This is a genomic window from Francisella sp. 19X1-34, assembly GCF_041102755.1.
Classification (GTDB): Bacteria; Pseudomonadota; Gammaproteobacteria; order Francisellales; family Francisellaceae; genus Francisella.
On sequence record NZ_JBGCTX010000016.1, the window covers coordinates 1 to 25,098 of the forward strand.

The following is a 25,098-nucleotide window of genomic DNA, read 5'->3' on the forward strand; positions in this document are numbered from 1 at the left end:
GGTTTTTCGCTTATTTTAACCTAAAAACACTACTAAACCCTTAATTTACAATGCTTTTAATTCCGAACTGAGGTTAAACTAAATAGATTTTTTAAAACTAACTGAGGGGCATTTACCATGATTGAAAATAATGAAGTAATTTTAATTACAGGTGGTGCTGGTCTAGTTGGAAGCATTTTATGTAAAGAGCTTCTTAAGCAAAAATCAAAATACAAAATATATGTAATAGATAATAAAAATCCTGATATGTGCTATGAGAACATTTCTTTTGCTTGTATAAATATATGCGATTACAGCTCAATATTGGAATTCATAAAAGAAAAAGAAATTAATGTAATCATACATTTAGCCGCGGCATTAGAGAGTAGTTCTATTGATAAAATTAACTATGTAAATCGTATAGGTACAAACAATATCTTTAAGGCAGCTTTATCATGTGGAATAAAAAGAATTATTTACGCAAGTTCTGTTTTAGTAATGTATGTCTACAGGCTATTAAAACCATATGTAGATGCTCATAATAATATACCCATAAAAAACTTTATTAAAGTTACTGAGAAAAGTAAAACTATTACTCCAAAAATGAATTTTGAACCAGATATGTATCATAAAGAATATGCAGAATCTAAACTGTATGGTGAAAACTTATCTAAAGAATATTCAACACTCCATGAAATATCTTGTATAGTTATTCGATTTGGTTGGATAAATAAAGAAAATAAAAGTTATCAAGCGCCTAACTGGTGTAGTCATCAAACGGCCTGTAAAGTTTTAATAGACTCTATAGAAAAACAAAATATTTAAAATATAAAGTAATCTATAGTATAAGTAATAATCCAAATCGATATTTATTTAATAGATCTGATATCGATTAATATTAATAGGCTTAAATCACTATAGAAGGATAAATAATAATATAAGATACCATAGGTAAATTGGTGTATTTATGCGGCAAAGCCACTGTATGATTTTGTTTTGCTGTATAGATTTTCCAGTCTAATTTAGCTTTCCAAAACTTTGTAATGTGAAGCTAGGAGGCTTAATTCATCTGTACGTAAATCCATGATGTTCTGTATTTGGTTATATAAATGCTATTAGGTTTATTATTTTCATGATTAAAAATATTTAGATATGAAGTAATTATCGAAGTGAGGTTAAATTTAAGCTTCAGAATGATAGTTGGTTGGTATTTTAACAATTACAGTGAGTCCTCTTTGATCAGTATTATTTTTTGCATGAATTTTACCATGATGAAGTCTAATAATCTCTGTGACAATTGCTAAACCTAGTCCACTACCTTCTTCACCAGTTCCTGTCTCGCGATAAAATCTATCAAAAATTCTATCGATATTTTCAGGAGGCACACCAATACCATTATCTTTTATTTCAACAATAATATTACCACCTTCTTTATAGGAGTGTATTTCAATATTTCCACCATTAGGCGTGTATTTTATGGCATTCGAAATTAAGTTTTTGAATAGTATTCTAAGTAAATAATCGTTGCTATAACAATAAATCTGGTTTTCGCAAGGGAAGAATGATACTTCAATATTTTTCTCGATCGCTTTTATGGCGTTTTCTGCTATAAGAGTTTCGAGAGTTTTATTAATCATCAGCTTTTTACCAAATGTAATCTGCTCATTTGGTTGAATTCGACTTAGTGTCAATAACTGATCGATGATATGAGAGTATCTATTAGTTGAATTTTTGATTTTTATCAATTTTTGTTTGATTTCATCAATATCATCAGATGCAAGGGCAATCTCTACTAATGTTTTGACCCCTGCGATAGGTGTTTTTAACTCATGAGCAGCATCTCCGGAGAAGCGCTTCTCTCTTTCTAATGTTTCATGGAACTTTTCTATTAAAGAGTTTATTTGCTCGACTAAAGATTTTATTTCATAAGGAATAATATCTTCATCCAGTTTTTCATTTTTTCGAGGGTTTATTTTAGCAACACGTCTATTTATTCGCTCAAGTGGATGTAGAGCTGTTTTTAAAATGTAATATATAAATGCGATAAGAATTATATAAGTTGAAGCTAAAAGTATTGCAAATTTAAAGATGATTTGTCTAAACAGCCCCTAAAATTTTTATTGATACTTAATGTGCTCGAGAACAAGGTCCCTATTTTATAAATTATTCTTAATATTGCTAAATAAACTAAAGATTTCTCCTAGAATGATATCTAATATCTATAATGCAGACTTTAAATAGGAGGAGACCTTTAAATGAATGCTTTAGATAATTATAAAATAAGTAAAAATGATTGGAATGACTGGCGTTGGCAACAAAGAAATACTATTAAAGATGCTAATGATTTATATGCATCTTTTGGTAACCGTTGGGGACAAAGTATTCAAGATAAAATTGCCAAAAATATCCAAGATCGTAAAATGCAGATCACTCCATATTATTTGGCCTTGATTTCAAGTAAAACTAGTAAAAATGGTGATATTACACAAAACCCATTATGGCGTCAAGTGGTTCCATTTTGGGAAGACGAGATTGATGGTGGTTATGATGAACAGACTGATAATTGGGAATTGTCAAATGAGATGAAAACACCAATATGCCAACATAAATATGATAATCGAGTAATTCTAAGAATGAGTAACACTTGCAATGCTTACTGTCAGTTTTGCTTTGAAGCTCTAAGAACTCTTAAAACAAAAACTGATAAATCAACGGCTAGTCGTAATTTATTTCAAGAATCTTTTAAGTATATTAAAAGTAAAGATGGCATAGAAGAAGTTATATTGAGTGGGGGAGATCCCTTAACATTATCGGATGTTAAGCTAGAAGGATATTTATCTCAACTACGTAACTGGAATGATAAATTATTAATTCGTATACATTCACGAGCACTTAGTTTTAATCCATTTAGAGTAACAGATCAGCTGATTGAAATGCTTGAAAAATATAAAGTTAATTCTTTTGGTGTTCATATATGTCATCCAGATGAGCTGAGTGATGATTTTATTGAAGCTGTGAAACGTATTCAGAAAGTAGTGTCGATAGTCTTTTCTAATATGCCATTTTTACGAGGTATTAATGATGATGAAGAAACGTTACATAAACTATTCATTGAGCTTTATCGAATAGGAGTCAAACCCTACTATTTATATCATTATATGCCATATTCACCAGGGGCCTCAATTTATAAGGCGTCAGTGGCAAAAGGTATTCAAATAATGAGTAAATTAAAACGACGTATATCAAATATTGCGCTACCTGAATATGTATTACCACATGATAAAGGGAAGTTTACCGTACCATTAGTAGAGGATACTAAAGACTTTCCATGTTTTGAACAAGATGAGCAAGGAAAAAGGTTTTATAAGTTTGTCAATTGGCAAAATCAAATATGCTATTGGAATGATGAGATCAGCCAAATTAATACAGAACATAATTAAGGGTGGCTTTTAGAATGGAAAAAAAGGCAATATTATTTATTGATGTTGATGATAATCATACACCAAGCTATAACTATCGTAATCCACATTTTCAAGCAGCAAAAGAGAATGGTTTAAGTTGTTTAATTGCGACGAATAATCAGAAAAATATTTCTGTTTTAACGCAAAACTGTGATGAACTAGTTTTGATCAAGAATGTTAGTGTAAATGATATTTTGGAACTAGTAGGTAATCTAAGTAGTAAGTATCATATCAAAGCTATTTTTTGTCATGCTGGACATACCTCAAAGGCTGCTGAAGTTGGTGCTATTGTTGCTGAAACCTGTGAAATTCTTGGTTTTAATTATTCGCCTGTAGATGCAATTAAAGCATGTAATAATAAATTTTTGATGAGAGTTAGATTAAGAGAATTTGGGGTAAAGTCAGTTGAGTTTGCATTATGCCATAATGCAGAGCAGCTAATTAATAAAGCAAATGAAATTGGCTATCCTCTAATATTTAAACCTCCCTATGGAGCAGGATCTTCATATATCAAGAAATGTGATAATGAAGAAGAGCTACTTAAACATTATTATTTGTTTACCAGTACTTATCAAGACTCAAGCAAGTCAACTTTTTACCCTGCAGAGCATGATATTGTTATAAATGGCAAAATCATTGATTACTATAACCCCAATATAACTATTCTTCTTGAACAATACATTACTGGATCAGAAGGTACAGTCGAGTGTATCGTTACTGACGGTGAGGTCTATCCATTGATCATTAATGAGAAACTCGTTTTAACTGAGAAATCAGGAACTATTTTGGAGAACCTGCTTATTTGTCCAGCTTTCTCTTATACAGAAGAAGATAAGAGACAAATTAAAAATTATGCGACAAGCTGTCTTAAAGCACTTGGGTTAAGAAACGATATAGTACACTTAGAATTTCGTTTGACAAATGAAGGTCCAGTAATTATTGAAGTTAATCCAAGATTAGGAGGATTGTATGTTGATGAGGCATTTAAGGACATTGCGGGCATTGATCCTTATGCTCTTTATATTGATATGCTTTTGAATAATACCGTTGATATTAATCAAGCATTGAGTCAAGCAAAAGTTACTATTGCTAACTGTAGTGATTATTATTCAATGATGGTAATTTATCCAGAGTATAGCGGTTATTTTAAGGGATTTAGTCAGCTAAATTACCTCGATAATCAAGAGAATATTATCAAATATGAGTGCTACCCTAGCTATAGTATGGTAAATGCTGAGGTTGAGGAGAATTATTTGTTAAAATGCTGGGTTAGAGTTAATGATGCATGTCAAGCTTTACTTAGTTATAAGAGACTCTTAGATAATGTCATACCAACTATTTTACCAACCGCATTAAAAAATAAAAAAGAAACTATAAACAAAGATATTGACACTATGCAATCATTCTTTGCACAAAATTATTATACACATATAAAAAATTATAAAGACTTTATATCATGTGATGATGACAATGTGCGTAGTTTTAAAGTGCACTGGAGTCGATTGGTAGATGATGATAATTTTAAAGATTATACGCATAGGAAGAGGAGGATACTTCGTTATACTTATGATGTAATATCTAATACTCTTAATATTAATCGTGATAGTGAGTATAAGTCATCAGTAAAATATGATATCCCCTATCAACAAGGTGTGAATAAGCTTACTTATGTAGAGGAAAATTTTATCCATCACCCTATCACGCAGCAATTAATTGCAATGGATATTGATTTTTTTAAGCCTCATCTAGACATTCAAGGTTGCTATGAAGTTAATGTACATTTGTTTAGAGTACAAACGGATGGTGAGAGGACTAGCCCAACGACTTCAGGCATTCATCAAGATGGTATGGATTTTATTGCAATGCATTTTGTTGACGCGCATAATACTGTTGATGTAGTTTCAAAAGTGTATGCATCAAACCAACCTGAAAGAGAGGTTTTTAGTAAGCCTATGAGGGTTTTCTTAGAAACGCTTTTAGTTAATGATCAGAAGCTTTATCATAGTGCTAGTGAAGTAAGGCAAAATAAGGACACAGACCACATTGCTTATCGAGATTTATTACTTGTTACCTTGCATAAAATGAAAGAAATATAACTATGATTAGTGTCACAAACCTATGGCATGATTCCGCACGGAATGCATTTTTAATCATCTTTGCTCGAGGTATTTCAGATTTTGGTGCATTTTTAAATATGGTCGCACTGTCAACCTATGTATATATTTTAAGTAACAGTGTCATGTATGTTAGTATTTTTTTAGCAGCTCGTGTTGCTGGAGGTATTTTCGCTAGTAGCATTGGAACTTTGTTTTTTCGACGTTTTATTGGAAGATGGTCACTTATTGGGTTTGATGTGTTGCGTGCACTATTGCTGGTAAGTTTTTTTATTGTGTCACAATCAGCTCAGATATATATTTTACCAATAGTTGCCTTTGGTATTGGTCTAGGAAATGCGATGTTTTCCATCGGAATTAATACTCAAATTCCCTATTTAATTCAAGATTCTAAAAGAGTATCAGTTAATGGATGGTTGTCTTCAGTTTCGGCTACAGCGGCAGTTTTAGGTAGTTTAGTTTCTGGCTTGGTGGTTGCGTTAAATGGATATGAGGCGGTATTTGCATTAAATATTATTACGTATTTGCTAGCGAGTATTATAATTTATCCAATTACTATTGTTCGTGAACCTAATAAGCAAAGCAATTCCTCAGATAGAGAATGGCGGAATCTAGTAAAAGTTTTACGAGGGCACAAAATGCTAAGCCTTATACTACTTATTACAATGGCTGACACGTTAGGCAGTGCCGCACACAATGTAGGTTTTCCAATTATATCAAAACTTATAGCGCCAGAGTCAATTAGTAGCACAATGGGGCTTATTCTAGCATTTTGGGCAGTAGGAAAGTTTGGTGGTGCGAGGTTGATAAGTATATTGCTTAAAAACAAGAATAATCTAAGTATAGAAAAATATTTCATGTTTGGTGTGTTTTTGATGTCAACGGGGTTTATTTTATTGTTTGCACAAAGCTCTACTATATTGCTTGTTCCTTTTGCTATATGGGCTGGATTAGGGGATGGTGTATCCGAAGTAAGCTTATTATCTCGTGTACAAAATGAATCAGATGAAGTGCGACTTCCTATTTTTAGCTTATTAACTTTGATGCAAATGACAGGTTTTGGTATTGGAATGCTAATTGTTGCACCATTTTTTGTTTGGTGGGCACCAACGTATGTAGTTTTACTATTTCATGGTATTCCTATTGGAATAATGTTTATAACACTTTATAAAATGCGTAATTACTTGTTTAATGGAAATGGTGATAAGACTGTGAGGTAAAAGAAGAGTAATTTTTATATTAAGTTTTAAGTTGTGTTTAATAATACTCATTCTGACTGTATTATAACATTACCTTTTTAATAGATGTTTTTTAAGTATGTATTTTCTCTCTTAGGTTAATGAGCTTAAAAACTTAATAATATTTAACATAATTATTTTAAGCTTCAGAATGATAGTTGGTTGGTATTTTAACAATTACAGTGAGCCCTCTTTGATCAGTATTGTTTCTAGCATAGATTTGACCATGATGAAGTCTGACTATTTCCGTAACAATTGCTAAACCTAGTCCACTACCTTCTTCACCAGTTCCTGTTTCACGATAAAATCTATCAAAAATTCGATCGATATTTTCTGGAGGTACGCCAATACCATTATCTTTTATTTCAACAATAATATTATTACTTTCTTTGTAAGAGTATATTTCGATACTTCCACCATTAGGCGTGTATTTTATAGCATTCGAAATTAAGTTTTTGAATAATATTCTAAGTAAATAATCGTTGCTATAACAATAAATCTGGTTTTCACAAGGGAAGAACGATACTTCAATATTTTTCTCGATCGCTTTTATGGCGTTTTCTGCTATAAGAGTTTCGAGAGTTTTATTAATCATCAGCTTTTTACCAAATGTAATCTGCTCATTTGGTTGAATTCGACTTAGTGTTAATAACTGATCGATGATATGAGAGTATCTATTAGTTGAATTTTTAATTTTTATCAGTTTCTGTTTGATTTCGTCAATATCATCAGATGCAAGGGCAATCTCCACTAATGTTTTAACCCCTGCGATAGGTGTTTTTAACTCATGAGCAGCATCCCCGGAGAAGCGCTTTTCTCTTTCTAATGTTTCATGGAACTTTTCTATTAAAGAGTTTATTTGCTCGACTAAAGATTTTATTTCATAAGGAATAATATCTTCATCCAGTTTTTCATTTTTTCGAGGGTTTATTTTAGCAACACGTCTATTTATTCGCTCAAGTGGATGTAGAGCTGTTTTTAAAATGTAATATATAAATGCGATAAGAATTATATAAGTTGAAGCTAAAAGTATTGCGAATTTAAAGATGATTTGTCTAGAAACTCTGTCTTTAACATCATTATTAGCAAAGATTGTAATAATTTTATTATTATCTGTTCTTAGCGTGTATGTATACCAATGTTTTTGTTGACCTGATGCGTAGCTATAGAACCAGTCAAATCCAGTTCTTGAGATTATTGTTTTATAGTCTTGGCTAAATATAGGAAGATTTGAAGTTTTTAGCAATAGCCTTTTATGTTTAAGGTCATATACAATAAACCCGACACTTTCATTATGGTTTTTAATATCTAAAAAAGAAGAGGATATTTTATTAACTATCATATTTGTAGCATTCTTATCTCGCTCTAAGGGGTATATTTTTAAAACTGTTTCAATAACTTGTGCAGCTGATTTTAGTTGGTAATCAAAAAGGGCATCATTTTGGTGCTTAACTTGGTAAAAGCTAAATATAGATATAACAAGCATAAATACTGCAAAAAAACTAGCGAAGGAAACTACTAAGAAACTTAGTATTGAACCTTCCTTTTTATCTTTGGTAAAAAACATATTGTTTGAATGTTTATTCATTTTATTGCCTACATTATAAAGAATTTTGAAATTTATTATTAGTCCTATAGTTGTTATAATCATTTATAGTTATTAATGGGATTATATAAGAAGGTATCTTTTTAGTAGATTATATGAGCAAAAAAGCCAAACCGTTTTACACAAAATATTATGAGTCATCGACTTTATATTTTTATACAGATGAAGATCTTAGATTTGATCTTGTTTTAACTTGCCCTCATGCAGAGCTTGGGAGTAGTTTTGTTGAGTTTGATTATCCAGCTATAAAACAGTTGGTAAAACTAGAAAAACAAGATTTTGATGACTTTCTAGCAATTGAGTATGACTTTGGCACATACTCACTTAGCCATGCTATAGCACAGAAATTATATTCTGAGTATGGTTTATATACTTTAATTATGGAGCCAACGTTTCCTCGATCAATCTTAGATGCAGGGCGATTATACCCAAACTGTATAAGAGATATTATTGACTATGATCAGCATCCTGAATTAAAAAACTCTTTGATTAGGCTTTATGATGAGTATATGGAGAAGCTTTGTAATGTTGTAGCTTTTGCTAAAAGCTACAATGCTGTTTCTATAGACTTGCATACAATGTCCAGTTATTCACCAAACGTTATCCAAGAGAGATATTCTGAGGCAATAATAGAAACTCCTGAAACATTAAGTAGCTATATTGAGCTATACAAAAAAGCACATATTGAGGGCGAGAAAAGGATAACTGAGCTTTTCACAGGAGATGCTCGTAATGGGATTTTTGCTTCCAAAATCTTATTGGAGTCACTATCTCAAGAGTTAGAGGCTGTAGGTATCGATATACAGTATGATAAACCGTACATCCTAGCAGAGCATTTAGTCGCACACTATCTTGTATGCGAGTTAGAAACAGTCTGTATTGATATACCTAAAGATCTTATATCTAAAGTGACAACAGACGATGAGAAATATGATATAGCCAACCTAGAAGTTGACGAAAATAAATTACTAACAATGGCTGATGCTTTTGCTAAAGCTGTTGCTGATACGCGTAAACAACAACAATTAAAAGGTGCATGATTTATGGCAGTAAAAATAACAAACTCTATTTCTGAGAAAATTTGGGGCAAAAAAGCTATTCATATACCCAATACTACAGATATATATGGAGCGGATTTAGTGAGCTCTTTTGTAGATAAGTATGTTACGCGTACGCTATGTTTACTTGCCAAAGATCATAAAATAATTTTACCTAAAAAAACTCAAGAAGAAGTTGAGAAGATAGTTAGTTATTTTAATAAAATTGGTTTTGATTATATAAGTATGGATAATTTCATATTTTTACATAATGAGCATTATAGATTTTCAACAATTGTTATGAACTATGCTGACCAGATTTCAGAGTTTAGTAACCCTGAGTATACTAGTCTTGTGCCTTTTACTTCAGCTACAGCGGTTGAGCTGCTTGGTATAAAATACAAGAAGAACTATGGGTTATCAGAAGCTCTTTCTCAATTTCTAAATGATAAGTCCTTCTTAAGACAGATGTTACATGATAAAGGGGTACTCGTTCCTAGTGTAAATATAATTTCGACAGTATCTGATGAAGACTATATTAAAAAAGCACTAAAAATATACCGTAAATATGAAAATAAAGGTATATATGAGTGCGCTGTTATTATGCCTAGAGCATGTTCAGGGTATGGTATTCATAGGTTTCAAAGTGAAAAAGAGTTAAGAGAAATCTTAAAACTTATGCGAAGAGTCGAAATATTTATGATTGATCCGTGGCTAGATAATCTTGGATCTCCAGCTTTTCAAGTGAGTATTGCAGATAAAAAAGAAGATGATATTTGTTTAGGACTTAGTGATCAGATGTTAGATGGTCAGACCCATCTAGGAAATAAATATAAATCAGAATTTAGTGATGAACCTGCTGTCATTGAAATGTGTGATGAAGTGACAGAAATTCTACGTGATATGGGTGTGCGTGGAATTGTGGGAGTTGATTTGTTGATACGTGAAATTGATGGAAAAATAGTTCCATATGTTCTAGAAGTTAATGCAAGACAAACTGGTGCAATATATGCAGGGTTCTTAGCTTATGAACTGCGTAATGGTCAAGATAAACCATGGGTTGGACATAATAATGTCATCGTGCCGAAAAACTCGACCATAGATGACTATCACAGATATTTGAAATCTAAAGGTGTAGATTATAAGTATGGAGATAGTGAAGGGGTTATTATTACGTGTATAGGAAATCTTGAGCTTAATCATAAAGTTATGATTCTCGTGATTGCAGATACTGATAAGCGACTAAATGAGATTCTTGATATAGCAACTTCTTTTGGGTAACTATATTTGTTTATTTTATTGCTTGAAGGACACCAGTGATTATCATTTGTGTGCTAATAATTGTTAGTATCATTCCCATAAGTCTTTCAACTGCTCGCATACCTCTTTTCCCTAAGACACGTTTTAAAAAAGGTGCTATTAAAAGTATTAGTAAGGTGGCAAGGCAAGCTAGAGTTATTGATAACCAGCTTAGCCACATACCTATAATGTTGTGCTGAGCTATAATCATTACCATAGCAATGCTTGAAGGACCAGCCATTAGCGGAACTGCTAGAGGAACAATAAATGGATCAGTATCATCTTCTGGTCTCATGTTCTCATCGCTAGGATATATCATCTTTAGTGCCATAATAAATAAAATCACACCACCAGAGACTTGTACTGCGGCAACAGAGATATTCATCAAGCCTAGAATAGCTTTACCACAAAAGAAAAATAGACTTAATATAAGAAAGGCGATAATCATCTCTCTTATTATGATTTTTCTCTGATCAGCTCCATTATATTTTCTAAGAATACTTAAGAATATTGGTATATTACCGATTCCATCCATTAATAAAAATATTGTCACAAAAATTGTATAAAAGTTCATAATTTATTCTCAACAAAGTAAAAGAGTTAGTATAAATATCTAACTCTTATGGTTTATTAATAATGTATATTTAAGTTTGGGTATTAAAAAAAGCACAGTTTCTCTTCTATTTTTAAAATGAAAAATAGCACTGCCTTATTTGAATGTGTGTAATCTATCATACCATGCTTATTGATGCCAACTTTCTTTAGCATATATTGATTAATTTTTTGAAAAGGAAAATTTCTATGAAAATTAATTTAAGTTTAGATATCTGTGTATATAAATGAATCATCTTGCTTTAGTTTAACCACAGTGTCAAAATTAAAAATACTAATATAATTATTTGGTAGCGAATGAGTAAGATATCTATAGGTGTGAGTAGTTGCTTAGTTGGAAATAATGTTCGTTATAATGGAGGTAACTGCCATAAGTCATATATCACAGGAGTTTATGCGGATTATTTTGATTATAAAATAGTTTGTCCTGAGATTGCTGCAGGCTTAGGTGTACCAAGACCAACATTGTTTTTAGTTGAAGATATAGAAAAAGATATATTGGCAGTTAAAACAAATAAGACTCATGTTGATGTTACAAGTGATCTAAAGCAAGCAGTTGATAAATTAGTGGCTAATTTAGGTACAGTTTATGGATTTATTTTAAAAGCTAAATCACCAAGCTGCGGAGTCGCTACAGCTAGAGTGTTTGATGAAAATCATGGCTATACAGGTGTTAAAGCAGATGGGTTATTTGTTCGAGCTCTTAGAGAGTATGATCCATTATTGCCAATAGAGGATGATGGTAAGCTTACAGATAAAACTTTAAAAGATCACTTTCTGCGTAAAGTGTTTTGTTATTATGATTTAAAAACTACGTTTATGAGTTGCTCTAATATTACTGAAATGATGGAGTATCATTCAAAGCATAAAGTGTTGCTTAGGATGCACAATAATAAGGTTAAAAAAATTTTAGGTAATATGCTTTCTGAGGCTGGTAGTAGAGCAGATCTTGATGAGATTAAACAAAAGTATGTAGAGTTATTTATGCAAGCTATAGCATCTCCAGCTAAACGAGGGGCTCATTATATGGCATTACAGAATGTTCTGCGAGAGATAAATAAAAAGGTTTCTAAATCTCAGCGCCAGTATCTTCAAGAGATATTAAATAAGTATAAAGATTGTAAGATTTCTTGGGATGTACCTGTAAGTATCATAAAGATGTATCTCTTAGAGATTGATTTGCCTTATTTAGCAAAGCAAAGTTATCTGAATCCTTATCCAGAAGAGCTTATAACTTAAGCATTAATTTCTTTTGGAAGTAAAAATGCAAAAGGTACACAAATTAATAATAGCCCTGATAGGATTGCTATGATTATATCAAAGGATTGATTGTAAGATAGAGTATGAGTTACTCCTTGTGAAAGAGACAGTATATAGCCTATACCTGGTAATAAAATAACAGGTAGCATATTATTTATCATATTTACACCTGCTGTACTTGAGGCAGATGTACCAGGAGGAGATATGATTTTTGCTATTGCAAAAGTTATTGCTTGGGGCCCAGCCATTATGCCTAATGCTAAGTATAAAACTATAAATAAGCTCTGGTGCATAGGTATATATGCAATAGCTATTATTAGTAGCCCTGATGATACTAAGCTTAGTATCAATAAAAATCTAAAACGGTTAGTATAGGCACTTATAATACCAAAAACTGCAAACCCAATAGCTGCTCCAGCAAATAGAAAACTATTTAAATGAGATGCTACTGACTGGTTAACGTTCAGTTTAGCCTCGATTAATCCGACTCCCCAGAGTGAACCAAGGACATTGATTGGCATAAAGATGCTTGCACCTATTAAGCTAGCGATCCAAAATCTAGGATTCATAATTATTCTAAATAGCTTTACGATAGTTTCAGAGAAGCTAGATTGACTAAAGTGTGTGAACTTTTCTACATGTTTCTTATTATCTTTAATAAAGATAACTATAAGTAAGAAAAGAGCTATTCCAAAGTATGTGAAAACAGCATTACCTTGTCTCCACCCAAGACTAGTAACTAAGCTTGAAAGGAATATGTCTGTGAATAATCCTCCAAGTATACCTATGACGGTTGTAAAACCGATAAATGTCGAAAAAAATCTCTGTGGTAACCACATGCCAGCCATTTTTGCAGCTCCAATAAAGCCAAATGCCGAGCCAACTCCCATAAGTATTCTACCAAAAAATGCAACCTCATAGTGATTGGTAGCAGAAAATAGGTAGTTTCCTAAGACACAAAGAGCTGTAGCAATACTAATTACGGTTTTGCGGTTATATTTATCTAATATAATTCCTGCAGGTATTTGCATAATAGTATAAGAGATAAAATATGCTGAAGAAAGCCAGCCAATTTTAGCATCACCAATATTAAAAGCATTTTTAAGATCTTCAGCCATTACTCCAGGAGCAGCGCGAATAAAAAAGTCATAGCTATAATTTAAAGTTGCGATCAAGCATATTACCCATGCAATAACTATCAAGTAATTTGATTTAGGTAAGTGTGATTCGTTCATAAAAATATGATTAGATGTTACAAAGCTATTAGCATACCAAACAAATATAAATTATTCAAAATATAAGCTCTAATAATTTCTTTAAAATCAAGGGTTTTATGCCAAAAAATAGAACTTATAGATATCTAAGGGTTAAGTTTAAAGCTAGTGGCTAGAATCACCTTTTCCAAGCTCATCGACTATTTCTTGTTGTTCAATTTCTAGTTTGACAGATTTTGATTTGTCACTAGCAATATACATATATACAACAGGTAGAACAAATAGTGAGAAAAGGGCACCAATAACCAATCCACTTGATATAACTACACCAATACAGTTTCTACTAACCGCACCAGCACCTGATGATGTAACAAGAGGTATCACACCAACAACCATTGCTGATACAGTCATTAAGATTGGTCTTAAACGTTGAGATGATGATGTGACAATAGCATCATATTTATTTAAGCCTTCATGTTTTTGAAGGTGATTGGCAAATTCGACCACCATAATCCCTTGTTTAGATATTAAACCGATCAGAGTTACTAGACCAAGTTGGGTATATATATTTAGCGATGCCCAGCTTGCACCTATATATTGCCCAAAATATAGTGGAATTAGAGCTCCTGAGATAGCCATTGGGATTGTCACCAAAATTACTAAAGAATCTCTGAAGCTCTCAAATTGTGCTGATAATGCTAAGAAAATTAGTACAATTGCAAAAGCAAAGGCTACCATCATAGTATTACCATTCTCGACATATTGACGCGCTGACCCTGAGAAGTTATATGAGAACCCTGCAGGTAACTGGCCTCTAATTACACTTTTAACATAGTCAATAGCTTGTCCTTGTGTCACACCTGGAGACATAACAGCAGAAATTGTTGCTGAGTTTAGCTGTTGGAATGTGTTTTGAGTTAAAGGTTGTCCTTTTGTTTTAAATGTCATTAAAGCAGATAAAGGTACTTCAGAATCAAACATATTAGTAGAATCATCTGAGCGAATAAAGATATTGCTTAATTGCTCTTGAGTAAGCATCTCATTTCTTGCTAATTGAGGGATTACTTGGAAGCTATAACCCCTTAAGAAGAAGTAGTTTATATAGCCACCAGCATATGACGAGCCAAGCGTTTTTGCAATGTCTGCCATTGTGATGCCTAAAATACCAGCTTTTTCACGGTCAATGTCTATGTCAACAACTGGATTATCAAACTTAAGATCACTTTGTGCAAAGACAAACATACCACTTTGCATCATCTTTTTGATGACTTTATTAGTGATATCATTTATGGCTTGATAATCGTTAACACTTTGGATAACTATGGATATAGGGGCTCCTCTAGGTATACCTGGTAAAGATGGAACTTGTTGAACGTATGTTTGTATACCTGGCAATTCAGTAACTTTGGATTGTATTATCTGAGCAGCTTGTTGTTGGGAGGTTTTTCTATCGTCCCAAGGTTTCATAATAAATCCACCAAAGATTACATTAGAACCCATAACACCATTTAGAATAAAAGTAGCTTGTTTGCCTGGAACTTTATCGAGTGTTTGGTTTAACTTTTTACCAAATGCTTCTAAGTAGTTAATATTTGCAGATGATGGTGCTTGACCCATTACTGCAATAAATCCTTGATCTTCAATTGGGGCAAGTTCTGACTTTATACCTGTACCCATTATAAAACAGCTAATAAGTACAATGACTCCCATAATGGCAATAGCTGGTTTTATATCTAGGACGAATATTAGTAAGGCTTTATATTTTGCAGTTAACTTACTAAATAAGGAGTCTACAAATTTTACTAGTTTAGTACTCATCATTTGACGATTAAGTACTTTTGAGCACATCATCGGCGATAGGGTATAAGCAACTACCCCAGATATCAGTACAGATCCAGCTAAAGAGTAAGCAAATTCTGTAAATAGCTGACCAGTAAAGCCGCCCATCATTCCAATAGGAGCATATACTACTAGTAAGGTTAGGGTCATTAGTATCACAGGGTTAGCAATCTCTCGAGCACCCTTTATGGCTGCTGGGAAAGGTTCCATTCCTTCTTCTATATGGCGATAAATATTCTCAAGTACAACAATCGCGTCATCTACCACTAATCCTATGGCTAGGATCATAGCTAGCAGGGTTAAAAGGTTGATTGAGAATCCCATCATACTCATTAAGAAGAATGAGCCTATAATTGATAGTGGAATTGCTATAACTGGTACAATAATTGCTCGTAGTGACCCTAAGAATAGGAACATAACGATAGATACAATAATGATTGCCTCAACAAGAGTGTGCAGAACCTCATCAATTGAGCTTTCAATATACAAGGTACTGTTATAAGCAACGTTAACATCTAAGCCATTTGGTAAGGCAGCTTTGATATTTGGTAATTCTTTGACCAAATTGGCAATTACAGAAAGAGGGTTATCTTCAGGTGATACTACGGCACCGGCAAGAACAGCATTTTTACTATCAAAGTATACTGATGAGTTATAGTCTTGGGCTCCTAACTCTACTTTTGCAACATCTTTTAGCCTAACTACTTGATTATCACTTTTCTTGATGATGAGGTTTTCATAATCTTGAGCTTTAGACATGCTTGTGTCAGGGTTTAGTGTATAGTTTAGATAGGGGCCTTGTATTTGACCGCCCGCTGAAACTAAACTGTTAGAGCCAATAGCTTGAGATAATTCTCCAGGAGTTATGCCATATTCTGCCATGCGGGATTTATTAGGGTATATACGCATTGCATATGGTTTATTACCCCAAACATCTATTTCTGATAGACCACCTTGGGCTAGTAATTTTGGTGTTAATTCAGAGTTGATATATGCTGATATCTGAGAAGTACTCATAGTTTTGCTGGTAAAAGCAAGAATTAAAGATGGGAAGTTATCAGCTGGGTTTAGTTTAATCGCTGGAGAGTATGCATCTTGAGGTAGCTTGTTAAGTACGGAGTTTACATTTTGTACTACTTCAGATAAAACATTATTAGAGTTATAGCCAAGCTTAACATATACAGTAATCGTACTAGTACCTAAAGCAGACTCAGAAGTCATATAGTCAATACCTTTTGAGGAGCCTACAGCTGACTCTATCGGCCTTGTTACAAAAGCTTGAATCGTAGCAGGGTTTGCACCAGGGTATGAAGTTGTGATTGTTATAGTTGCACTATCTATGTAAGGGTATTGTCTAATCTGTAGGTTAAAAAATGAACCAACTCCAACAACAATAATCATAAAACTTATTGAAAGAGATAAAACAGGCCTTCTTATGAAAATATCAATAAGATGCATTACTACATTCCTTGCTTATATATATTGTTGTTTAACTTTACGCTATTGTTTAGCATTGCATTACCACCTTTTTGGACTTTGTTTTGGCCTGAGGTAACTATTGTTGTTCCAGGTTTGATACCTTCAACTAGTGCTAAATTATTTCTAGTTTCTAAAACTTTAATGTTGTCTTGACCAACCTTATATAGAGTTTTATCAAGAGTGATAGTTTTCATTCCTCCACCAGCTGTAGAAGTGTATGATACTTTCTCAGGTTTACCTGCTTTATCTAAAGCAGGTTGCAGCGTATATACTGATTCTCCATACAAACTGTATGCTATAGCATTTCTTGGAATAACAATGGAATCTTTTTTAATCGGAAGATTTACATGGACTGTTAAAAACATACCAGGGACAATTTGGTGTTTAGGATTTTTATATGTGGCTTGAACAACAATAGATCTATTTGAATCATTAATAAATGAGTTAATAGCAGTTATCTTTGCAGTAAATTTTTTACCAGGATATGAGTCAGAGAAGAAGCTAATATCTTGACCAACCTTTATCAAGCTAACTCTATTTTGTGGAACAGAGAATGTTATAAAAATAGGATCGACTTTTGTAAGAGTTGCAGCATTATCACCATTATTAAAGTACTGACCTAAACTGATATTCCTAATACCTATTTTACCATCAAAAGGAGCTCTGACTTCTTTAAAGCCAATTTGAGATTCAATATTTTGTACTTGCGCTAAAGCCGATAAGTAATCTGCATTGGCTTTATCTGCAGTCTCTTTTGATGTTGCTCTTTGTTGTACAAGTTTGTTATAACGATCTGTGGTTATTTTAGCAAGCTTTAATTTTGAAAGAGCTTCTTCTAAATTAGCTTTTAATTGACTAGTATCTAGTTTGAAAAGTAAATCGCCTTTTTTAACTTCTTGACCACTTTTGAAGTTAATCTCACTAACAATCCCACCTGATTGTGATGAAATTTGTGTTGACTGGATTGCTTGAGCTTCACCAATTGTATTAATAATTTGTTGCCAATCTGTCTTTTCAACAACAGTTGATGTGACGGCAACAGGTTGTGGTACATATGAAGCCATGCCTTTCTTAATCATACTCTGTACAAATTCAGCAAAGCCAAAAATCCCACCAAAAATCACTAAAGTAGCTACCACTACTACTACTGAAGCTACATTTTTATTCTTTAGATTAGCAAGTAGTGATCTTACTTTATTTATTTGAAATATAAAGTAAACTATTGCTAAGGCTGCTCCTAATTTGCCTAAGATTAGCCAAGCAATGACAATTGTTGCTACACAAAAAATAGCATAGTTTTTTTTGTTAGCATTTATTTTTTGTTTAAAATTTTCAAATGTTTTTTTGAAGTCCACAGTCTTATCTCACTATTTTTTAAATATTTTTATAAAAAAGCCAATACAGTTTATTACTAATAAGCAGATGAAAAAAATTAGGCTATAAACAGCTAAACTATAGCCAGATATCTGCTCTGATATCTCTGAGCAGCTTTCAACTGAACCTGTAACTGATTTAGTCACACTAAGTAAAAATGGATTATCTATACCACCACATGAGGCAATATTTGTTGTTGTGGGCGGTGGAGTATTTGCAAAGTATTGTAAATATACTTGGTCTGCAGCTATATACAGTCCTAGGATGACTACCAAAATAATAATAGCTCTAATGATTAATGAAAAGATCTTTGGTGATTTTTTAATTATTCCTAATATGCTAACTACTAATATACATAACACAGACAATTGTTGCAAAAGGCACATGGGACAAGGCTTCCAGCCCAAGTCAGTCATTGTAAAAACAACTGCACATAGCGTTAAAATACAGATTATAGTATTGATAGGGAAAATATAATTATCTAGGTTTTTCATTCTGTTAACTATCTACATAATTAAAAAAAGAGTTTTCGTAATTGTATCACAATTTAAATTCTTTTTTTATAATATCAATATATAGATTATCTAGAGTAGTTTTTAAATTTGATTTTGGGGTATTGGCTATTATATTTTGTAGATTTAGATTACTAATGCTACTAATAATATTCTCTAATGACTTGTGATTTTTTTCTATCTGATTTGATTTGGTAATATTTTTGTATTTTACATATGTATCAATACTATCTTTGTATAGTTTTTTATCTCTTAGTAAGTTTGCATTTTTTATTAAACTAAATACTTCAGGAGCGGTTAATTGCTTTTCAAGTATTTGTTTAATATTGATTGTTGCAGTTAGTAGTTTAAATTGATTATTTGTCAGTAATAACTCGTTTTTTAAGAGTTTTATATGATCTTGAGGGGTTTTTAAAAAGCATAAGGTGATTTTTTGGTTTGTATTTGCACTTGTATAATTGTAATTATCGAGAAAAACAGAGTTTGGTATTAGACTGAGTAATTTTTTTATGGTTGGGAATACTTTTGTTAGCACATCGAGCTCATTTAATGTTTCGAAAAATATTTTTGGATTTGTAAGAGCTTTAATAAACTCTATATGCAAACGCTCTTTAGTTAAAAAGCTAAGCTCATCAGTTCGTACCAGTTTTTTTACAAGTTCTTTTGTTTCTAAGGCAATTGAGAAGTCAAAAGCAGAAAGTTGAGCTTTGAACCTTGCTAAACGGATAACGCGTAAAGGGTCCTCTATGAAAGCTTCAGATGTATGACGTAAAACTCGATCTTTGATATCTTGTTGGCCATCGAAGGGGTCTATTATATTATTATCTGTATCTATAGCCATTGAGTTGATAGTTAAATCTCTACGCTTTAGATCATCTTCAAGAGTAGTGTATTTTGAAAAAGAAGTTTCAAAACCATGATAACCTTTAGACACTTTCTTTTCAGCTCTAGCAAGAGCGTATTCTTCTTTTGTTTTAGGATCTAGAAAAACTGGGAATGAAGCCGTGATTTTAGTATAACCTCTAGATAACATTTGCTCTTCTGTTGCACCAACAACTACCCAATCTTTATCTTTATAAGGTAACCCTAGTAGTTTATCTCTAACTGCACCACCAACTAGATATACTTTCATCATTTTGATACTTAAGTTTGCTTAGCTTTATATTAACAGAAAAATGTGTATAATTACTCGTTACTTAATGTTGTTATATAAGCAATTTTTTATAAATTATGGGAAATATGATTGACAAAATAGACCTTAAATCTCAAGGTCCTGGGAATCTTAGCGGCGAAATGTCGAGTAAGGAGAAAGTGACAACTCTTTATAAGAGATTATTAGGTCAAGTTAAACACCTTTGGCATTTCTTAGTTATTGCTGCAGTGGGAAGTATATTTTTCTCAGCCGCTGATGCTTCAATGATATATCTAATCAATCCTATATTAAACTATGGTTTTGGTACAGGTGGAAATGTAACAAAGCAAAGTGCTAGTATTTTGATGCTAATGGGTGTAGGTATGGTTGGTCTACTAACATTAAGATCAATAGGATCTTTTTTGTCAAACTACTTTATAGGATCGTTAGGACAGAAGGTTGTATATAAGTTTAGAAAAGACATTTATAAAAGGTTTATGGATCTACCTGCAACTTTCTTTGATAAGCATTCTTCTGGCCAAATTATTTCAAGACTTTTATATAACGTTGATCAGGTTACAGAGGCTACATCAACAGCTATTATAACAGTGGTTCAAGATGGTACTTTTGTAATAGGTCTTATCATTGTAATGGTAGTGTCAAGTTGGCAGTTATCTTTATTTCTTATAGTGGTTGGGCCATTCTTAGGAGTATTTATATCAATAATAAATAAAAAATTCAGATCCTTAAGTAGAAATACTCAATCATCTATGGGTAATGTTACTCATACGGCAGAGGAGACGCTGAGAAACTATAAAGAAATAAGAATATTTGGTGCACAAAAAAAACAGCAAAATAAGTTTTTTAATAACCTTGGTTATACTTATTCTCAGCAAATAAGAACAATTGCATTGGATTCATTAACATCTCCTGTTATCCAAATTATAGCGTCACTTGTTTTAGCTCTTTCACTATTTACAATTGCTATTTTTGGCACTAATGCTGGAGGTGGTTCTTCTTGGTTAACAGCAGGTTCATTTGCATCTTTCTTTGCAGCAGCTGCAGCGATTTTAAAACCTATTAAGAACCTTACCAAAGTGAACGTAGTTATCCAAAAAGCTGTTGCTGCAACTGAAGATATCTTTTATATCCTTGATTATCCAGGTGAAGAAGAAACTGGTAAAAAAGAGCTTAAGAAAGTCTCAGGTAACGTAACTATTAAAGATGTAAGCTTTGCATTTAGTACACTTAATGTTTTAAATGGTGTAAGTGTAGATATTAAAGCTGGTGAGACAGTTGCATTTGTCGGTAAGTCAGGTAGTGGAAAAACTACGCTTACAAGTGTTATCTCAAGGTTTTATACTCAGCATAAAGGCCATATTTCTATTGATGGTGTAGATACTCGTGAATTATCACTTGAGAATCTAAGATCTCACTTATCAATGGTTTCTCAGAACGTTCATCTATTTGATGATACTGTTTATAATAATATTGCTTTTGGTTTATCGAGAGATGTTTCAGAAGAAGAAGTTATCGATGTTCTTAAAAGAGCAAATGCATATGACTTCGTCCAAGAATTGCCAGAAGGTATGCATACAAATATTGGTAATAATGGTTCAAAGCTTTCTGGTGGTCAAAGACAAAGAATTTCAATCGCAAGAGCATTACTAAAAAATGCTCCAATATTAATATTTGATGAAGCTACTAGTGCTTTAGATAATGAATCAGAAAGAGTTGTTCAGCAAGCACTTGAGAGCTTAACTAAATCATGTACAACAATAGTTGTAGCACATAGATTAAGTACTGTTGAAAGTGCTGATAAAATTGTTGTTATGGATGGTGGAAAAGTTGTTGAATGTGGTAAACATGAAGAGCTCCTAGAACAGGGAGGACTTTATACAAGACTATATCAATCAGGGCTTGAGTAGTTAAATGATAGATAGATTTTGGTATCAAAGAAACCTAAGTTTATTAAGTTATATCCTAAAGCCTATTTCTATTATTTTTTCCAAAATTGCTGCTAATCGCAAATTTAAACAACAACAAAATCAATACAAATCAAAAATACCTGTCGTTATCGTTGGCAATATATCTGTTGGCGGGACAGGAAAAACTCCTGTAGTTAGGAAGTTGGCTCAAGAATATTTGGCAAAAGGTGAAAGCCCTGTAATTATTAGTCGTGGCTATGGAGCAAAAGGTGAAAGCTATCCTTTTGAGGTTGATGTAAATACTCCGGCTAGTCAATGCGGTGATGAACCTGCAATGTTGTATGATGCGCTAAACGCGCAGGTACCAATAGTTATCTCGCCACAAAGAGTTGATTCAGTAAAGTATATTGAAGAGAAATATCCAGAGACTGATGTCATAATAAGTGATGATGGCTTGCAGCATTATAAGCTAGCTCGAGATAAAGAAATAGTTGTTGTTGATGCCAGTAGAATGTTTGGTAATCAGTTATGTATCCCAGCTGGACCTTTAAGAGAATCTGTTGGAAGATTAAAGTCTGTTGATGAAGTTATTGTAATTGGTGATTGTTCTGAAGATGATCAAGATTATATAAAAAAGCATAACCAAAATATTACTTTAGCTAAGATCGTTGCAACTGAATTTGTAAACCTTGTATCTGGTGAAAGATTTTCTAAAGATAGCTTTTTAGATAAAAAAGTTACAGCTATTGCAGGTATTGGTAACCCAACTAAATTTTTTCAAACTCTAGTACAAAATGGTATTAAAATCGAGTCTAAAAAAATATTTAAAGATCACCATAAATTTGTCCCAGACGATTTTGCTGATATCAAGGATAATCAAATAGTGGTTATGACTTATAAAGATGCTATCAAATGTAAATCTTTTGCTAAAGATAATTGGTGGTATTTAGATATAGAATTAAAGTAATGCTTTTATAGTTACTGTAAAAATCTAGTTACTGAGAGAATAAATAGCTATTATCTCTAGCAAGAGAGCCCTATATTTCTAAATTATCAGTAGTATGAGAATCGTTAACACAGATAAAGTTGCTGTTTCAGGAGCAGGTATTGCTGGTTTGTGTGCAGCTATTTTGCTATTAGGGAAAGACTTTGATATTACTGTTTACGAAGAAAGTTTACATCTGCGCAAAGATGGTGGCTGTATTCAAATCCCTTCTAGTTTCATAAAGTATTTTGATGTGTTGGGTGTAAAAACAGAATTTTTAACAAAGGCTATTGATTGTGGCTATATATTATCTAACCATAGAGAATTATTATTTATGGATAATATAAAAGCCTTGGATAATATTAAATCCTTTATTAATCAGAGAATATATAGTATTTCACGTAGAGATTTATATGACATACTTCTAAATAAAGTTAATCAACTAAATTCTAACTGTATTAATACCTCAGCATCTATAGAGCGATTTGTAGAGACTGATAAAAATATTTCTTTATATTTTAAGAATTCAGAACAAATCGAATGTGATTTTATTATTGGGGCTGATGGCGTGAGATCAAATATACGCAAATCATTAACGGATACCTGTGTTATAAAAAATCCTAATATTGGCTTTGGGTATGTGAATATAAAATTAGCAAGCGATTATGATTTAAGTTTATATATGCGACCTTATTTATACTCAAGCAATAGTAATTGGCTCTATAGCTTGCCAATGTTTTTAAATAAGGATTTATATATAACAATATTTGTTATCTTAAAGAATAAAGATTTTGGAAGCTATGATATAGGCAATAAAGGAAATTTAGATGATTTGATAGGGGGCTTTAAAGATCTAGATTATCCAGTACGAAACTTACTTGAGAATGTTTCTGGTAATTATTATTGTTATAACTTTTTAGAAGAAAAAATAATTAAAAGTAAAGTCTCAGCAAGATCTTTACTTATTGGTGATGCAGCTAAATCATATGTTAATTTCATTGGTTTTGGTACAGCTATGGCAATAAAAAACACTATCGAAACAATACAGCAGCAGCTATTACTGAATAATCTAAAAAGTTAGCAGTAGTGCTATAAAAAGATATTTTGAAGTTTGAGGCTTGCTAAACTTGATTAAATGATGATTATAAGATTTTAAGCTATGAGTATATCAGAATTTTCAGGAAGAGCGCTAGATTACGAAAAATATAGAATTAAGTATTCTAATTATTTGTTAAGTGATATATACAGACTTGCAAAAATTGATAAGTCATCAGTGATAGCAGATATAGGTGCTGGGACAGGCCTTTCTACAGAAATGTTTATTAAGCAAGGCCATAAGGTTTATCTAGTAGAGCCAAATAAGGACATGTTTGATATTGCTGAGCAAAAGTTTCGATTTGTGGATGAATGTGTGCTTCTTAATAATTGTGCTGAAAAAATGAAAGTAATTGATAATCAAATTGATCTTATTACTTGTATGCAGTCATTTCATTTCTTTAATAATGAATCTGCAAAAAAAGAGTTTAAGAGAGTGCTAAAGCATAAAGGTAGGATATTGCTTTTATGGCATACTTTTATGCAAGAGTCGTTGGGGTTTGGGTATGAATTTATTAATTTACTAAAAAAATATGCAAAAAATAATAGTGGCTTAAAAGAGCCTAATTTCATAAAAAATCAGAACTTAGATAACTTTTTTGGAGCTAGGAAATATCAAGAATATAAATCATCTATGCAACAGCACTTTACTATTGATGAGTTAATAGGTCTTGCTTTTTCATTATCATACATAAATACAATGAGGGGTGAATTAGATGGGGAACTTCTAACTAAAGAGATTAAGGATCTCTTTGAAACTTATAAAATTGATAATACAGTAAAATTAGGATTCAAGAGATGGATTTATATATCAGAGGCTATTCAAAAAGATTGTGTTTATAGGTCGGTTTGATGTTACTGTATAAATTAATGTGGGTAATCAATTTGCTATACTTTGCTATATATATTACTATTTAGATTGATATAAATATTC

At 32.2% G+C, this 25,098-nt stretch carries 18 protein-coding genes and 1 pseudogene; 11 read left to right on the top strand and 8 right to left on the bottom strand.

All coding sequences use genetic code 11. The features are described from left to right. The first annotated feature begins 117 nt into the window (after positions 1-117). Entirely contained in the window at positions 118-804 is a 687-nt protein-coding gene (locus tag AB8E56_RS03785) for an NAD(P)-dependent oxidoreductase (RefSeq protein ID WP_329478130.1), read from the top strand. A 356-nt stretch (positions 805-1,160) separates the two neighbouring features. On the opposite strand, the pseudogene AB8E56_RS03790 reads toward AB8E56_RS03785, so the two are convergent. Further along, positions 1,161-2,078 (bottom strand): annotated as a pseudogene (locus tag AB8E56_RS03790) (sensor histidine kinase); the annotation flags it as partial. A gap of 156 nt (positions 2,079-2,234) precedes the next feature. On the opposite strand from AB8E56_RS03790, the gene AB8E56_RS03795 reads away from it, so the two are divergent. Genes AB8E56_RS03795 through AB8E56_RS03805 form a run of 3 tightly spaced genes read left to right on the top strand, consistent with a single transcriptional unit; the run spans position 2,235 to position 6,774 of the window. Next, positions 2,235-3,419, top strand: a complete 1,185-nt coding sequence (locus tag AB8E56_RS03795; protein WP_329478132.1) for a KamA family radical SAM protein — start codon at positions 2,235-2,237, stop codon at positions 3,417-3,419. A gap of 14 nt (positions 3,420-3,433) precedes the next feature. Next, positions 3,434-5,536: a 2OG-Fe dioxygenase family protein gene (locus AB8E56_RS03800; RefSeq protein WP_329478134.1), complete on the top strand. Its 2,103-nt coding sequence runs from the start codon at positions 3,434-3,436 to the stop codon at positions 5,534-5,536. A gap of 2 nt (positions 5,537-5,538) precedes the next feature. Continuing rightward, on the top strand, positions 5,539-6,774 hold the full coding sequence (locus AB8E56_RS03805; protein ID WP_329478136.1) for an MFS transporter: 1,236 nt from the start codon (positions 5,539-5,541) through the stop codon (positions 6,772-6,774). A gap of 157 nt (positions 6,775-6,931) precedes the next feature. Here the strand turns inward: AB8E56_RS03805 and AB8E56_RS03810 are convergent, their stop codons facing one another. After that, positions 6,932-8,359, bottom strand: coding sequence for a HAMP domain-containing sensor histidine kinase (locus AB8E56_RS03810; RefSeq protein WP_329478185.1), 1,428 nt, complete (start codon positions 8,357-8,359; stop codon positions 6,932-6,934). Positions 8,360-8,493: 134 nt separating this feature from the next. Between AB8E56_RS03810 and AB8E56_RS03815 the strand changes: the two genes are divergently transcribed. Further along, positions 8,494-9,438: a hypothetical protein gene (locus tag AB8E56_RS03815; RefSeq protein WP_329478138.1), complete on the top strand. Its 945-nt coding sequence runs from the start codon at positions 8,494-8,496 to the stop codon at positions 9,436-9,438. A gap of 3 nt (positions 9,439-9,441) precedes the next feature. Next, positions 9,442-10,716, top strand: coding sequence for an ATP-grasp domain-containing protein (locus AB8E56_RS03820; protein ID WP_329478140.1), 1,275 nt, complete (start codon positions 9,442-9,444; stop codon positions 10,714-10,716). 10 nt (positions 10,717-10,726) lie between these two features. Here the strand turns inward: AB8E56_RS03820 and AB8E56_RS03825 are convergent, their stop codons facing one another. Then, positions 10,727-11,308: a MarC family protein gene (locus tag AB8E56_RS03825; protein WP_329478142.1), complete on the bottom strand. Its 582-nt coding sequence runs from the start codon at positions 11,306-11,308 to the stop codon at positions 10,727-10,729. Between the two features lie 335 nt (positions 11,309-11,643). Here AB8E56_RS03825 and AB8E56_RS03830 point away from each other — a divergent pair, with 335 nt between their 5' ends. After that, positions 11,644-12,585, top strand: a complete 942-nt coding sequence (locus tag AB8E56_RS03830; protein ID WP_329478144.1) for a DUF523 and DUF1722 domain-containing protein — start codon at positions 11,644-11,646, stop codon at positions 12,583-12,585. Here AB8E56_RS03830 and AB8E56_RS03835 read toward each other — a convergent pair. From AB8E56_RS03835 to AB8E56_RS03855, 5 genes are all read right to left on the bottom strand, one after another. Next, the gene (locus tag AB8E56_RS03835) at positions 12,582-13,841 is read right to left on the bottom strand and encodes an MFS transporter (protein ID WP_329478146.1); all 1,260 of its coding nucleotides are present in this window, start codon (positions 13,839-13,841) and stop codon (positions 12,582-12,584) included. The genes AB8E56_RS03830 and AB8E56_RS03835 overlap by 4 nt on opposite strands. A gap of 144 nt (positions 13,842-13,985) precedes the next feature. Beyond that, positions 13,986-17,117, bottom strand: a complete 3,132-nt coding sequence (locus tag AB8E56_RS03840; RefSeq protein ID WP_329478148.1) for an efflux RND transporter permease subunit — start codon at positions 17,115-17,117, stop codon at positions 13,986-13,988. A gap of 2 nt (positions 17,118-17,119) precedes the next feature. Beyond that, complete coding sequence (locus AB8E56_RS03845; protein ID WP_329478150.1) at positions 17,120-18,493, bottom strand: efflux RND transporter periplasmic adaptor subunit; 1,374 nt, start codon at positions 18,491-18,493, stop codon at positions 17,120-17,122. 12 nt (positions 18,494-18,505) lie between these two features. Then, on the bottom strand, positions 18,506-19,006 hold the full coding sequence (locus tag AB8E56_RS03850; protein WP_329478152.1) for a disulfide bond formation protein B: 501 nt from the start codon (positions 19,004-19,006) through the stop codon (positions 18,506-18,508). A 46-nt stretch (positions 19,007-19,052) separates the two neighbouring features. Continuing rightward, entirely contained in the window at positions 19,053-20,156 is a 1,104-nt protein-coding gene (locus tag AB8E56_RS03855) for a CCA tRNA nucleotidyltransferase (RefSeq protein ID WP_329478154.1), read from the bottom strand. Positions 20,157-20,254: 98 nt separating this feature from the next. On the opposite strand from AB8E56_RS03855, the gene msbA reads away from it, so the two are divergent. The 4 genes from msbA to AB8E56_RS03875 all read left to right on the top strand — a co-directional run bounded on the left by msbA (position 20,255) and on the right by AB8E56_RS03875 (position 25,017). Then, entirely contained in the window at positions 20,255-22,084 is a 1,830-nt protein-coding gene (msbA, locus tag AB8E56_RS03860; protein ID WP_329478156.1) for a lipid A export permease/ATP-binding protein MsbA, read from the top strand. A 4-nt stretch (positions 22,085-22,088) separates the two neighbouring features. Continuing rightward, positions 22,089-23,051, top strand: coding sequence for a tetraacyldisaccharide 4'-kinase (gene lpxK, locus AB8E56_RS03865; RefSeq protein WP_329478158.1), 963 nt, complete (start codon positions 22,089-22,091; stop codon positions 23,049-23,051). 94 nt (positions 23,052-23,145) lie between these two features. Then, entirely contained in the window at positions 23,146-24,150 is a 1,005-nt protein-coding gene (locus AB8E56_RS03870; RefSeq protein WP_329478161.1) for an FAD-dependent monooxygenase, read from the top strand. 78 nt (positions 24,151-24,228) lie between these two features. Then, positions 24,229-25,017 carry a methyltransferase domain-containing protein gene (locus AB8E56_RS03875; RefSeq protein WP_329478163.1) on the top strand — a complete coding sequence of 263 codons (789 nt, stop codon included), beginning with the start codon at positions 24,229-24,231 and terminating at the stop codon, positions 25,015-25,017. Positions 25,018-25,098 lie beyond the last annotated feature (81 nt).